Annotated in this window: 10 protein-coding genes; all 10 read right to left on the bottom strand. The window is 60.4% G+C overall.

The genetic code is table 11. The features are described from left to right. Nucleotides 1-49: 49 nt before the first annotated feature. Nucleotides 50-2,683, bottom strand: coding sequence for an excinuclease ABC subunit UvrA (locus F8N12_RS05130; protein ID WP_150579474.1), 2,634 nt, complete (start codon nucleotides 2,681-2,683; stop codon nucleotides 50-52). Nucleotides 2,684-2,764: 81 nt separating this feature from the next. Further along, nucleotides 2,765-4,876: a PAS domain-containing sensor histidine kinase gene (locus F8N12_RS05125; RefSeq protein WP_150579473.1), complete on the bottom strand. Its 2,112-nt coding sequence runs from the start codon at nucleotides 4,874-4,876 to the stop codon at nucleotides 2,765-2,767. Nucleotides 4,877-5,056: 180 nt separating this feature from the next. Further along, the gene (locus F8N12_RS05120; RefSeq protein ID WP_412072129.1) at nucleotides 5,057-8,155 is read right to left on the bottom strand and encodes an error-prone DNA polymerase; all 3,099 of its coding nucleotides are present in this window, start codon (nucleotides 8,153-8,155) and stop codon (nucleotides 5,057-5,059) included. Further along, entirely contained in the window at nucleotides 8,131-9,546 is a 1,416-nt protein-coding gene (locus F8N12_RS05115; RefSeq protein WP_150579471.1) for a Y-family DNA polymerase, read from the bottom strand. The genes F8N12_RS05120 and F8N12_RS05115 overlap by 25 nt, the downstream gene beginning before the upstream one ends. A 7-nt stretch (nucleotides 9,547-9,553) precedes the next feature. Further along, complete coding sequence (gene imuA / locus F8N12_RS05110; protein WP_150579470.1) at nucleotides 9,554-10,171, bottom strand: translesion DNA synthesis-associated protein ImuA; 618 nt, start codon at nucleotides 10,169-10,171, stop codon at nucleotides 9,554-9,556. Further along, nucleotides 10,171-10,788 carry a transcriptional repressor LexA gene (gene lexA / locus F8N12_RS05105; RefSeq protein WP_150579469.1) on the bottom strand — a complete coding sequence of 206 codons (618 nt, stop codon included), beginning with the start codon at nucleotides 10,786-10,788 and terminating at the stop codon, nucleotides 10,171-10,173. Before lexA ends, imuA begins: the two co-directional genes overlap by 1 nt. 204 nt (nucleotides 10,789-10,992) lie before the next feature. Further along, nucleotides 10,993-11,268 carry a DUF971 domain-containing protein gene (locus F8N12_RS05100; RefSeq protein ID WP_150579468.1) on the bottom strand — a complete coding sequence of 92 codons (276 nt, stop codon included), beginning with the start codon at nucleotides 11,266-11,268 and terminating at the stop codon, nucleotides 10,993-10,995. Then, entirely contained in the window at nucleotides 11,265-12,227 is a 963-nt protein-coding gene (locus F8N12_RS05095) for a HEAT repeat domain-containing protein (protein ID WP_150579467.1), read from the bottom strand. The genes F8N12_RS05100 and F8N12_RS05095 overlap by 4 nt, the downstream gene beginning before the upstream one ends. Next, the gene (locus F8N12_RS05090; protein WP_150579466.1) at nucleotides 12,224-13,072 is read right to left on the bottom strand and encodes an ABC transporter ATP-binding protein; all 849 of its coding nucleotides are present in this window, start codon (nucleotides 13,070-13,072) and stop codon (nucleotides 12,224-12,226) included. Before F8N12_RS05090 ends, F8N12_RS05095 begins: the two co-directional genes overlap by 4 nt. Further along, nucleotides 13,072-13,854 carry an ABC transporter permease gene (locus tag F8N12_RS05085; RefSeq protein WP_150579465.1) on the bottom strand — a complete coding sequence of 261 codons (783 nt, stop codon included), beginning with the start codon at nucleotides 13,852-13,854 and terminating at the stop codon, nucleotides 13,072-13,074. Before F8N12_RS05085 ends, F8N12_RS05090 begins: the two co-directional genes overlap by 1 nt. Nucleotides 13,855-13,953 lie beyond the last annotated feature (99 nt).

Here is a 13,953-nt window from a genome sequence, read left to right as displayed (position 1 = left end):
ACGCTTTGGTCCTAGGGGAGCTATGTCAGTCCAGTTATTGTGTGAGCAATTACTGTCCCAATGTCCTTGCCAGAAACGGGGCGGTGCGGCTTTTTCTGGTTTTGGCGACTTTCTGCGGTGTACCTGCAACGACAATCCGGCCACCTTGATCTCCCGCCCCAGGTCCGATATCGATCACCCAATCACTTTGCGCCACCACGCGCATTTCGTGTTCAACGACGATCACCGTATGCCCTGCCGTCACCAGCGTATTCAACTGTTCGAGCAGGCGATCGACATCACGCGGGTGCAATCCGGTGGTCGGTTCATCCAGCACATACAGGGTTGCTCCACGTTGACTGCGTTGCAGCTCGGTCGCCAGTTTGATGCGCTGGGCTTCGCCGCCGGACAACTCGGTCGCCGGCTGGCCCAGACGCAAATAGCCCAGGCCGATGTCACGCAGCACTTCCAGAGACCGGCGAATGCCCGCTTGCCCGGCGAACACCTCTACGGCTTCATCTACAGTGAGTTGCAAGACCTGGGCGATATTCAATCCTTGCCAGCTGATCGCCAGGGTTTGCGGGTTGTAGCGCGCACCGTGACACGTCGGGCACGGTGCATAGACGCTGGGCATGAACAGCAATTCGACGCTGACAAAGCCCTCGCCTTCGCAGGTCGGGCAGCGCCCCTTGGCAACGTTAAACGAAAATTGCCCCGCGTCGTACCCTTCGGCGTGGGCCTCAGGCGTGGCGGCGTACAACTTGCGCACGCTGTCGAACAGGCCGGTGTAGGTCGCCAGATTCGAGCGCGGCGTGCGACCGATGGGTTTCTGGTCCACCTGAACCAGGCGCGTGATCGACTCCAGCCCGGCCGTCACCTGACCTGCGCTGACTTGCGGTGCCTCGTCTTCAAGGCTCGGTTCCTCCGTCTCGCTGTCGCGGCTGGCACGTCCGAGGTGCGCCCCGACAAGCTCCAGTAATGCCTGGCTGACCAGACTCGACTTGCCGGAACCCGACACACCCGTCACCGAAGTGAAACAGCCCAAAGGAAACTCGGCACTGAGATTATTCAGATTATTGCGGCTGATGCCCTCCAGTCGCAGCCAACCGGTGGGCTTGCGGGCTGCGCGCGGGGACGTGACTTGATCGGCGAACAGGTAAGCACGGGTCTGTGAGTCTGCCACCTGCGCCAATCCTGCCGGCGGCCCGCTATACAGAATACGCCCACCGTGCTCACCGGCCGCTGGCCCGACGTCGATCAGCCAATCGGCGCGGCGCATGGTTTCCACGTCATGTTCGACGACAAACAAGGTATTGCCCGCAGCCTTCAAGCGTAGCAGCGCTTCGAACAGCGCCTCACCGTCCGCCGGATGCAGACCGGCCGACGGTTCATCCAGTACATAAATCACTCCGAACAACTGCGAACCCAATTGGGTTGCCAGGCGCAACCGCTGCAACTCGCCGGAAGACAGGGTCGGGGTGCTGCGCTCCAGCGCAAGATAACCAAGACCCAGATCGGTCAGCGTGCTGACCCGCTCCAGCAAATCCTCAGCGATGCGTTGCGCCGCCAAGCGTTTTTCCACCGACAGATTGGGCGTGTGACGCACGTCAGGGGCGTTGGCGTGGGCACTGGCGCCGTGAGCCACGCGTTCCTCACGCGCCTCGCGGGTCTGATCATGGGTCAATACCTCGCCGGCCTCTTCAGCTTGCTCAAGATAACTTTTTGCGGCGACCGGTCTGAGTACCTCGGCCACTTGCAACAAGGGCATCTGCGACAACTCACCGATGTCCAGGCCAGCGAACTTCACCGACAGCGCTTCGCGCTTGAGCCGTTTGCCATCGCACAGCGGACATGGGCTGCCGAGCATGAACTGGGAAACGCGCTTTTTCATCAGCGCACTCTGAGAATGGCTGAAGGTGTGCAATATGTAACGCCGTGCTCCGGTGAACGTGCCCTGGTAACTTGGCTCCATCTTGCGTTTAAGGGCGACTTTGGTTTCTTCCGGCGTGAGCCCGGCATACACCGGCACTGTTGGAGTTTCTTCAGTGAACAGAATCCAGTCGCGCTGTTTTTTCGGCAGTTCGCGCCAGGGCTTATCGACGTCGTAACCCAGGGTCACAAGGATGTCGCGCAGGTTCTGCCCTTGCCACGCCGTAGGCCACGAAGCGACGGCGCGCTGGCGAATGGTCAGGCCTGGGTCGGGGACCATCAACGCTTCGGTGACTTCATAAACCCGGCCCAGACCGTGACATTGCGGGCAGGCACCTTGCGGCGTATTCGGGGAAAAATCCTCGGCGTATAGCATCGGCTGGCCCGGCGGGTAACTGCCAGCGCGCGAATACAGCATGCGAATCAGGCTGGACAAGGTGGTCACGCTGCCCACCGAAGACCGCGTGCTGGGAGTACCTCGCTGCTGCTGCAATGCAACGGCAGGCGGCAAACCTTCAATGGAATCAACGTCGGGCACGCCGACCTGATCGATCAGGCGGCGCGCATATGGCGCGACGGACTCGAAATAACGCCGCTGCGCTTCGGCATAGAGGGTAGAGAAAGCCAGTGAAGACTTACCCGAACCGGAGACACCGGTGAACACCACCAGGGCATCGCGGGGAATGTCGACATCGACGTTCTTGAGGTTGTGTTCCCGAGCGCCACGCACTCTGACCATGCCGGATGGAGGATTCGAGGTGCGTTTGGAAGTCATGGGTGGGCCTTGAGTAAAAGGTTCATGAATTACCCGGGACTTTGCTTGCAGGAGCCTACCTGTAGGGCAGCCGGTGAAAACTCAGCCGCCCAGCACATCGCGGATCATGCTCAGCAGTGCCTCGGGGCCATACGGTTTGCTCAGCAGCCAGGTGTCGGGGCTGAGCTGATGATCGCGCGAGATAATGTCGCGGGTGTGGCCCGAGGTGAACAGTACCGCAACGGGCGGTGTTTGCACCTTGGCCCACGCGGCCAGTTCAGAACATTTGATCAGGCCCGGCATGACCACATCGGTAAAAATCAAATCCACCGACACGCCTTCCAGCAGCAGTTGCATCGCAGCATCACCATTCACAGCGGTCAGGATCTGATAGCCCTCCTCCAGTAGCAGTTCTACCGCCGAGGTGCGCACCGCCTCGTTGTCTTCGACTACCAGAATGGTCTCGTGCCCACCGCATCGCGGTGAATCCTCGAGCTGTGTCGGGTCGGGAACCGGGCGCAGGCTTCGCGGAAAATACAACTGCACCTGAGTGCCCAGCCCCACCTCGCTGGACATTTCGATGTGGCCACCGCTTTGCTTGACGAAACCAAACACCATACTCAACCCCAGCCCCGTGCCTTGACCATCAGCCTTGGTGGTAAAAAACGGTTCGAACGCCTGGGCGAGCACTTGAGGCGACATGCCAACACCCGAATCTTTCACCTCTACACGCACGTAATCACCGGCCAGAATGCCTTTGCCTGCGCAAAATTCGTGATCGAGGCAGATATTCTCCGCACCGAGGGTAATCACCCCCTCACCTTTCATTGCGTCCCGGGCGTTGATCGCCAGGTTGAGAATGGCATTTTCCAGTTGATTGCGATCAACGAAAATTCGCCACGGATGTTCGGGTACATTCATGTTGATCAGGATCGTTTCGCCCAGCGCGCGCTGCAGCAGTTCGCCGAGGTCATCGAAGATTTGCCGGGGATTGCACACCGCCGGCGTCAGCGGCTGCCGACGGGCAAAGGCAAGCAGTTGAGAGGACAGTTTCGCGCCGCGCTCGACCGCTGCAATCGATGCACTGACCCGACGCTGCACATTGGCGTTGTCCGGCTCATGCCGCGCGAGCAGATGCAGATTACCGGCAATGACTTGCAGCAGATTATTGAAATCGTGAGCCACTCCGCCGGTGAGTCCGCCGATGGCTTCAAGCTTTTGCGACTGACGCAGTTGTTCCTCCGCGTCCAGTCGCGCTTTCACTTCGTCGGCAACCCGCTGCTCCAGGTTACGCGTGAACCGCAGCAACGACTCTTCGGCAGTTTTACGCTCATGAATATCGATCAACACACCAGGAAAGCGGAATGGTATGCCCTGCTCATTGAACTCGCAGCAGCCGCTGGCCAGAACCCACAGGTAGGTGCCATCCGGTCGCAGCACACGGTATTCGGCGTTGAAAGGCGCGCCACTGGCGATGGATTGATCGACATGTTCCTGGACCCAGCGACGGTCATCCGGATGGATTTGCGCCTGTGCGATCTCGGGGGACAGATCAGCCAGGTTGCCGGTGGCAGGGAATGAAAAGGTCCGGGCAAAACGTTCGTCGCCGGAAAGGGTATTGCCCTGGATGTCCCAGACAAACGATCCCAGCAATGCACCGGCATTAAGTGCCAGCCGCACCCGTTCATTATCTGCCCGATAAGCATCTTCAGCTTCGCGCCGGCGCTTTTCGGAGATCACATACTCGGTAGTCTCGACCACCATCGCCAGAACTCCCGCAGGAATCCCTTCGTCATCGGCAACAGGGCTGTAATAGAGATCCATCCAGACGTCTTCGGGAATGCCGTCGCGCAGCAACACCAGCTCTTTGTTGCGAAAAGACAGCGTTCCGCCTGCCAGACAGGTATCAACGACATGGCGATTGAATTCGGCGACTTCCGGCCAGCCCAGTTCTACCGGAGAACCGAGTAGATACGGATGACGGCCTCCGGCAAACTCCGAGTAGGCGTCGTTGTAGATCATGTAACCGGCACGCCCCCAGAGCATCACCATGGGCAAAGGCGAAGCGAGCAACATTTGCACTGCGCAGCAAAGACTTTTCGGCCAGAGATTGATATCGCCAAGCTCGGTCAGGCTCCAGTCGAACGCGCAGATGCGTTCGGCCATTTCACCATTCCAGCCCGCACACCCGTGGTTGTTGGATAGAAACTGCATTGACTGGCTCAGTGTCCTGTTAGTGGCTGTCAGGCGCGATATTAACCTTATGCCATCGACGCCCGTCCGTTTGTTTCGAGCATTGAGGTTGCCAATGGTTTCATAGAGTTATAGCTGAGCACCAGGTGGCAGGTTTGGCAACCGGGATGCCGCCCGTACCAGGCGCTCAACCACAGGGCATTAATGGAAATCCCGGCTACGCACGCTGATGCCATCGAGCAGCGGCGTCAGGTCGCTCAAGCGCCCGGCAATCAAATGCCGGACATTGCCCTCGCTTTCCCAGCGGCCATCGACCTTGAGCAATTGCGAGCCAACCAGCACCTTTCGGTGGCGCTCGGCGAGATCGCGCCAAACGATGACGTTGACGTTGCCGAATTCGTCTTCAAGGGTAACGAACGTCACGCCACTAGCTGTCCCCGGTCGCTGTCGACCGGTCACCAGCCCGGCAATGCTTACCGGTCGGCCATGTTCGACTTCCAGCAGCTCTTTGGAGCTGCGGCAACGCCTGGCTTGCAATTCATTGCGCAACAACGCCAGCGGATGGGGGCCGAGCGTGGTGCCGACACTGTTGTAATCAGCCAGCAAGTCCTCCGCCACCGTGGGTTTGGGCAAGTAGACAGCGGGCTCTTCCTGACTTGGCAGACCGCTGAACAAGCCGAGCTGCTGCTGCACGCCAGCTACTTCCCAGCGAGCCTGATGCCGATCACCGGCCAGCCCGCGCAACGCACCGGCATCGGCGAGCTGCGCCTGGGCGCGAGCATCCAGTCGCGCCCGTTCGCCGAGGTCGGCAATGTTAATGAACGCCCCTTGCGACCTGGCGGCTTCAATGCGTCGGGCATCGTCCTCGCGAAAGCCTTTGATCATTCGCAACCCCATGCGAATGGCCGGTTGCGCCCCCATGATTTTCTCGAGGCTGCAATCCCAGTCACTGGCTCGCACATCTACCGCACGGATCTGCAAATGATGCCGACGCGCGTCCTGCAGAATCTGGTCCGGGCTGTAAAAACCCATCGGCCAGCTGTTGATCAGCGCGCAAGCGAAAGCCGCCGGTTCGTGACATTTCAGCCAGCAACTGGCGTAGGTGAGCAAGGCAAAACTGGCGGCGTGGGATTCAGGAAACCCGTAGCTGCCAAAGCCTTTGATCTGTTCGAAAATCAAAGCGGCAAACTCCGGCGTATAACCGTTTTTCTTCATCCCTGCGGCCAGGCGCAGCTTGTGCGGCTCTAGCCCGCCGTGGCGTTTCCAGGCTGCCATCGAGCGACGAAGCTGATCGGCCTCGCCAGGGCTGTAATCGGCCGCGACAATTGCAATCTGCATCACCTGCTCTTGAAACAACGGTACGCCAAGGGTGCGCTTGAGTACTTTTTCCAGTTGCGGGGAAGGATAGGTTTCGGCTTCCTGACCATTTCTACGGCGCAGATAAGGATGAACCATCCCGCCCTGGATCGGCCCTGGCCGAACGATGGCCACTTCGATAACCAGATCATAAAAGGTCTTGGGTTTGAGCCGCGGCAACATCGACATCTGCGCCCGCGACTCGATCTGGAACACTCCGACTGTGTCGGCCCGGGTGATCATTTCATAAGTTGCGGCGTCCTCGGCCGGAATTGTCGCCAGGCTAAGGTCAAGGTCACGGTGCCGGCGCAGCAGGTCGAAACATCGGCGAATCGCGCTGAGCATGCCGAGGGCGAGAATATCGACCTTGAGCAAGCCCACGGCATCCAGATCGTCCTTATCCCATTGGATGATGGTGCGATCTGCCATCGCCGCGTTCTCCACCGGTACCAGTGTGTCCAGAGGCTGTTCAGAAATCACGAAACCGCCGGGGTGCTGAGAAAGGTGCCGAGGAAAGCCGATCAGTTGCCCGGTCAGGCTTAGAACCCGGCGTAACACCGGGCTTTCGGGATCGAAACCAGCTTCGCGCAAGCGCTCTACCGGAGGCGTTTCATCGCTCCAGTGACCACAGCAATCGGCCAGAGCGTTGATCTGGTCGGGCGGCAGACCCAAGGCTTTGGCGACATCCCGCACGGCGCCCGCCGCGTGGTAGGTGCTGACCACCGCTGTCAGCGCTGCGCGGGTTCGGCCATAGCGCTGGAATACGTACTGCAGGACTTCCTCGCGACGCTCGTGTTCAAAATCGACATCGATGTCAGGCGGCTCGTTGCGCTCTTTGGAGAGAAAGCGCTCAAACAACAGCGTGGTGCGGTCAGGATCTATTTCAGTGATGCCCAGGGCGAAACACACCGCCGAGTTGGCAGCCGAACCCCGGCCCTGGCAGAGAATGTGCTGTTCACGGGCAAAACGCACAATGTCATGTACCGTCAGGAAGTAGCTTTCGTAGCCCAGTTCGGCGATCAGCTCCAGCTCCTTGTCGATCTGGCTCAGCACCTCGGTTTTTGCTCCATTGGGCCAGCGCCACTGCATTCCCTGTTCAGTGAGAATCCTCAGCCAGGACGTGGCGGTCTGGCCTTCTGGCACCAGTTCGCGTGGGTAGTGATAACGCAACTGGCCGAGATCGAACGTGCACCGCCGGGCGATGATCATTGTCTCGTCGAGCAAGGCTTGCGGATAGATCGATTGCAACCCGTCGAGGCCACGCAAATGCCGCTCCCCATTGGGATGCAGGCGCATCCCGGCCTCGGCCACCGGCAAGTGATGACGAATTGCGGTCATGGTGTCCTGCAGGGCGCGCCGTCCCCGACAGTGCATGTGCACGTCGCCAGTGGCCACGGCCGGGATTTGCAATTGCTTGGCCAGCATCAGTAACCCGTTTAGCCGCTGTAGATCGTCCTGACCGCGATGCAGTTGGACCGCCAGCCAGAGACGTTCGGCGAACACCTGCCTTAGCCACTGGCCCTGCTCGACAGCATCGAGTGCATCCGGCACCCATAACGCCAGCAGCCCCGCCATTGATTGATTGAAATCATCACGCAGCAGCTGATACTGGCCCTTCTGCGTACGTCGCCGCGCCTGGGTGATCAGTCGGCACAGGCTCTGATAACCCTGAAGATCCTCCACCAGCAACACCAGTTTCGGGCCATTTTCGATCCTCACCTCGCTGCCAATGATCAGCGGCAATTCTACGGATTTGGCCGCTTGCCAGGCGCGGACGATGCCGGCCAGGGTGCATTCGTCGGTGATCGCCAGAGCTTGATAGCCCTGCTTTTTGGCCCCTTGAAAGAGTTCCAGCGCGCTGGAAGCCCCCCGTTGGAAACTGAAGTTCGACAGACAATGCAACTCGGCATATTCGAGATTCATGCGAACCAGCCCTGCAACCACAACGGGCCATTCTCACCTACTGCACGATAAGCCCACCCCTGTTGACCAGTACGGGTTTCGATCAGGTAGTAATCGCGACGTATATCGCCGCCATCCCACCAGCCTGACTCGATCCGCTCAGGGCCCATGAGAATGCGCGTGGAAGGTTCGTGAAGGGCCTGGGGTTCGGTCAATAACCATCCCGGACGCTGAACACCCGGCAGCCTTTCATTGCGCTGATTGTCGACCCGCGCCTGCCAAGCGCACTCCGGGCGATGGTCGGCCTGAAAGCGTAAACCTTGCACCGCCTCATCACCCAATCGAGCACGCAAGCGTTCGCGCAGTTGTTCCCATGGCAAGGATTGTTGCGGGCGATCATCGAACAGCTCCTGATGTTGCGGAACGAAGGTCGGCAGATCCTCGGCACGCAGGCGAAAACCGCGTACCGGAGCAGCGACTTGAACCTGTTCGAGTCGCCCTCGAGCCAGCTCGAAGAGAATGGCCGGATCGCGCTCGGCGCTGAGCAGGCCGACTTTGATCACAGTGTCCGCCAGCCCGGCATGTTCAAGGTGCAGATCAAAGCGCTGCACACCGCTGTCGCGGCCACAGAGAAACGCCGCTAAATCACCGGTCAGGCGGCGCAAGGGAAACAGCAAAGCCTGATGTGATTGCACATCGAAATTGAGTTCGATGCGCACGTCAAAACGATCTGGCGGTAAATAGAATGAAAGCGCGAGTCGTCGTGCTCCGAGCAACGTGTCCAGGTGTTTGAGCACATGCACTTCAAAACGCCGGGCCAGACTTTGTCGGGGTAATACCTGTACCTGATTCAGCGTGCGCAAGCCCATACGTGTCAGTGCGGTGGCTACGCTTGCCTCCAGGCCGATGCGGTCAACGGGCAATTGCCCGACATACTGGTGCAAAGCGCTATTGTCGGGTACCACCAGACCGTCATAAACGTTGGCAAGGATCCGCGCCGCTGCCGGGTTGGGCGCCGCAACGATCCGGTGACGAAAGCCCAGCTCGCCGAGCTCGTTGCGCAATCGCGCTTCGAATTGCAACCAGTCACCAAACAGGCCCAGGCTCGATTCGATTTCAAACACCACCGCTCGCGGGTAGTGCACGCTGACTTGGGAACTGAAGCGATAGGCCCAGGCGGCCAGAAACTGCTGCCAGTGTTCGATCTCGGCACTGTCATATTCAGCCGTGACAAAACCTTTGCTCAGCGCTTGCGCAGCGGTCATCGACTGGCCTGGACGCAAGCCCAGCGCGCGAGCCGGTGCATTGACTGCCTGCAGCACCCGACGCTGCGCCGGGCCGGTCAATAACGCCAGGGGCTGCTCTGGATCGGGACGCTGACGCAGCACCGCGTCCAGCGCCAATTGCGGAAAAAGAATACACACCCAACGCATGGCAACCTCAATGCCCCACGGGGAAGGCAATGGGTGCTGACCGGGCCAACCCGCCACGACACTTGAGCACTCGCAATTGCGCGGGCCTGGCATCAATGGCAATGCGCAATGCGGCGGGAGAAGGATTCAGCGCCTCTTGCAGCGAGCGATAGGCAAACGCCAGGGTCGACCCGCTTTCCGCCGCCACTTGCAAACGACGCAGGGCACGGTCATCGGCTTTTTGCGGCCAGCACAGCACCGCGCCGCAACTGCCCGAGCGCAGGCATTGTTCCGCCGCCCACAGGGCATCGCGATCGCTGGCCTGGATAATAGACAACTGCCGCAAATCGACCCCCGCATTCAGCCAGGCCATGGGGTATGGCACGTAAGGCGGCGCTACCAGCACGATGCGCTCCCCGGCCGCCGCTAATCGCGCCAACGCCGGCCACACCAGTTGCAACTCGCCAACGCCCTGCCCGGCCAGGAGAATTTCGCTCAGCGCCGCTTCTGGCCAACCGCCCGTGGGCAATGCCGCGTCCAGCGCGGCATGGCCGGTTGGTTGTGGGCTGGTGGCCGCAGGGGCGGGTCGGCCTTTCCAGACCTGGCCGCCATTGAACAGGGTATCCAGCGCAACGACGGCACCCATCACCCTTGCCTCACAAGGCCACAGAACACGCCTTCAATCGCCAGGTCCTGACCGGCGCGCACGTGAATCGGCTTATAAGCAGGATTGCGCGGTAACAGTTGAACCTCGTCGTCAATGCGCTGAAAACGTTTGATTGTGACTTCGCCATCGAGCCGTGCGACGACGATCTGCCCGTTGAGCGCTTCCGGATTACGGTACACACCGACCAGATCACCATCGAGGATGCCGTCTTCAATCATCGAGTCGCCCTGAACCCGCAGCAGATAATCCGGCACGCGGGAGAACATGGCGGGATCGAACAGCAAACGGCTGTGCACCTCGGCATCGGCGCCGATCGGCGCACCGGCAGCCACCCGACCGAGCACCGGGATGTCGAGCAAACCGGCTCGCGCTGGCTGACCAGGCAGACGAATGCCCCGGGCCTGATGGGGATTGACCTCAATAAAACCGGCTTCGGTTAACGCCAGCACATGCTTGCGCGCCACGCTGCGGGAGGCGAAACCGAACGCCTCGCTGATTTCAGCGAGGCTCGGAGACTGGCCGTGCTCCGCGATTCGATCACGGATGAAGGTCAGGATGGCGGTGCGGCGGGGAGTGAGAGTAGTCATGGAGTACATTTGTACTCTTTTGCGATTTCTCCAGCAAGAGCCGTTAGTCAGGCTCGTCTATGCAAGATGATCGACCGTAGGAGCTGTCGAGTGAAACGAGGCTGCGATCTTTTCAGGAGCAAGATCAAGAGATCGCAGCCTCGTTTCACTCGACAGCTCCTACAGTGGGCACGGTTGAGCCAGTTGATCCGGTTTTTCCTGATCAAACACCCTTCAGTTCAGGCTGGTTAGAAAAGCCCACGGATAAATCCCCCGCTCATGGCCATCGCTGAACACAAGTTGCAACCCATATCCCTGGGCATTCACCTCGACCACGCGAACACGTGAATCGACCTGCGGAATCAGCCCCTTGAGCCTGAATGCCCTACATTGCGAGCACGGGCATTGGCGGCGCAACTCGGCGTGATCGAGCAATTGCTCGCGCCCATCCGGCCAGTTCAGGCGCAGTTGCTGTTTAACCCGGGAATTGCCGATCGCCAGCGGGTTCATTGCAATTGGCTCAAGGCAATGCGCACGGCTTTGCGCACTTCCGGGTCGCCGTCGCCCTGCGCGGCCTGCAAGGCGGCAACGGCGCCTTTATCGTTTAATTCGCCAAGGGCCAGGGCCGCTTCCTTGCGCAGGTTGCTGATGCGGTGGGCGAGGGTGTCGATCAACGCAGCGAGGGCCGGCACGTATCGCAAGCGACCCAGGCTACGGGTGGCGCGCAGGCGCACTTGCCAATAATCGTCGGACAACGCGGCAGTCAGTGCAGGGCCCGCATCAATGTGGCCAACCTTGCCCAGCGTGGTCGCGGCTTCCTCCCGCACCTGCCAGGCCTGATCGAGCAAGGCCTGACGCAGCGCTGGCAGCACTTGTGCGTCCGACGCCAGACCAAGGGCGCCCGTGGCTGCGCGGCGCACTTCGGTGTCCGGGTCATCACTGGCCAGACGCGCCAACGCTGGCAATTGATCGAGCTGCTTGAGCCAGCCGAGCACGCCGACGGCTTCTCGGCGCACGCTGGCATCGCCATCGTGCAGAGCTTGCGCAGCGACAAGCGCAGCGCCGGAGAAGCGCAATTCGCGCAAGGCCCGGAATGCGGCAATGCGCACACTGGTATCAGCATGCCCGGTCCACGGCAGGATGACCTGCCCCGCAGCCTCGGTCTTGAGCAGACTCAGGCTTTGCGCCGCGGCGGCTTGCACGGCCAATGAGGGATCAGTCAGCGCCTGACACAACGCAGCGACTACCGGTTCCTCTTCCCAGGCTTCAAGCAGCCGCGCGGCTTCGGCGCGCACCTCTTCGGCAGGGTCCTCGACCAGCCGGTCGACCAGCCACACCAAACTTTCCGGCTCTTCCAGGTCAGCCAGTTCGATCAGGGCAATCCGGCGCACGCCGGGGTCCGCGTCGACAAGCCGCGATTGCAGGGCAAGAATGTCGTCGTTAGTGGTTACTTCAAATAATGAGGTCATAGGGCAAATCGCGGCAGTTTGTTTTCAGGAGGCAGTCCGAGAGGGTTAAGGCGCGGTAGCTGCCGACCATCTTCGTGACGCAATAATTCGAGACAATGACGTTTCAGGCGAGAGAACTCGTGACGGGTGACCAGCTCCGCGGTGCGCGGCCGGGGGAAGTCCAGGTGCAGGTCTTCGATGATCCGCCCGGGCCGTGGACTCATGACCAGCAGGCGGTCGGCGAGGAACAGTGCTTCATCGATGTCATGGGTGACGAACACCACCGTGGTGCGAATGCGCGTCCAGATCTCCAGCAGCAGTTCCTGCATGTTCAACCGGGTCAAGGCATCCAGCGCGCCGAAGGGCTCGTCCATCAGTAACAGGCGCGGACGGTTGATCAATACGCGGGCGATTTCGACCCGTTGCTGCATGCCGCCCGAGAGCTGATCCGGCCAGCGCTCGGCAAAATCCTCAAGGCCGACCAACCCGAGCATCTCATCGGCCGCCAGGTGCCGTTGCGCTTTGCCGATGCCCTGCATTTTCAAACCGAACGCAACGTTATCACGCACGGTACGCCACGGGAAAAGTGTGTGTTGCTGGAACACCATCCCGCGCTGCGGAGACGGGCCGGTGATGTCGGCACCGTCGACTTTCAAACTGCCTGTGCGCGGTTGCAGATGGCCGGCGAGTGCGCCGAGCAACGTGGATTTTCCGCAACCTGAAGGCCCGAGAATGCACACGAACTGGCCCGGCTCGATCTGGCAATCCAGACCTTGCACCGCTTCGAACGCAGCACTGCCCTGCCCCAGACTGATCGACAATTGCTCAATATCGATACGCCCTTCGGGGTGTTGAAAACTGCTCATCAGGCTTTCCCTCGTGGTCGATGCCAAGGCGTGAACAGCCCGCCCAGACGTTTGATCAGCAGGCTGCTGCCCATCCCCAGCAAACCGATCAACAACATGCCGACGACGATGTCGGCGTAGTTCTGGATGGTGTAGGACTCCCAGGTGTAATAACCGATGCCGTACTGGCCGGAGATCATTTCGGCAGTCACCAGGCAAAACCAGGAAGTGCCCATGCCGATGGCGAGGCCTGTAATGATGCTTGGCGCAGCGCCCGGCAAAATCACCTCCCGCAAAATCGCCCGCCGCCCTGCCCCGAGGCTTTCTGCCGAGGCGATCAGGCGTGGGTCGACGCCTTCGACGCCGTGCACGGTATTGAGCAGGATCGGGAACAGTGCACCGGTGAAGGTGATAAAGACCATCGACAATTCCGAAGAAGGAAACATCAGGATCGCCAGTGGAATCCAGGCCACGGCCGGGATCGGCCGCAGGACTTCCAGCGGCGGCAATAACAAGTCTTCCGCCCATTTTGAGCGCCCGATGGCCAGGCCCAGGGCGATGCCCATGAACACTGCGGTGAGGTAGCCGGCGAACACACGGCCGAGGCTGCTGCTCAGGTGTTGGGCCAGTTTGCCCGAGTCGCCGAGGCCCAGGGCCGCTTCGATGACGGCGAGGGGTGTCGGCACGTTGGCGAAGGTGACCAGGCCGAGGTTCCAGCGATGGCTGGCGGCGAGTTGCCAGAACAGCAGGCAGAACACGAGTGAAGCGGCCCTTGGCAGCCAGCGTACATAAGATCGGTACACAGTTATTCCTCTCAACCCTTACCCCTGTAAGAGTGAGCCTGCTCGCGATTGCGGTGTGTCAGTCGATGTTGAAGTCGGCTGGTCTGGCGCTATCGCGAG

It is taken from the genome of Pseudomonas fluorescens, from assembly GCF_902497625.1.
Taxonomy (GTDB): domain Bacteria; phylum Pseudomonadota; class Gammaproteobacteria; order Pseudomonadales; family Pseudomonadaceae; genus Aquipseudomonas; species Aquipseudomonas fluorescens_BQ.
This window is presented reverse-complemented; position numbering and strand designations above follow the sequence as displayed.

What these genes read in the sequence shown, in the direction of transcription:
- F8N12_RS05115 (WP_150579471.1), bottom strand. Translation starts at nt 9,546, where the DNA reads ATGCGTTGGGTGTGTATTCTTTTTCCGCAATTGGCGCTGGACGCGGTG.
- F8N12_RS05090 (WP_150579466.1), bottom strand. Translation starts at nt 13,072, where the DNA reads ATGAGCAGTTTTCAACACCCCGAAGGGCGTATCGATATTGAGCAATTG.
- imuA (WP_150579470.1), bottom strand. Translation starts at nt 10,171, where the DNA reads ATGGGTGCCGTCGTTGCGCTGGATACCCTGTTCAATGGCGGCCAGGTC.
- F8N12_RS05125 (WP_150579473.1), bottom strand. Translation starts at nt 4,876, where the DNA reads ATGCAGTTTCTATCCAACAACCACGGGTGTGCGGGCTGGAATGGTGAA.
- F8N12_RS05100 (WP_150579468.1), bottom strand. Translation starts at nt 11,268, where the DNA reads ATGAACCCGCTGGCGATCGGCAATTCCCGGGTTAAACAGCAACTGCGC.
- F8N12_RS05095 (WP_150579467.1), bottom strand. Translation starts at nt 12,227, where the DNA reads ATGACCTCATTATTTGAAGTAACCACTAACGACGACATTCTTGCCCTG.
- F8N12_RS05130 (WP_150579474.1), bottom strand. Translation starts at nt 2,683, where the DNA reads ATGACTTCCAAACGCACCTCGAATCCTCCATCCGGCATGGTCAGAGTG.
- lexA (WP_150579469.1), bottom strand. Translation starts at nt 10,788, where the DNA reads ATGTACTCCATGACTACTCTCACTCCCCGCCGCACCGCCATCCTGACC.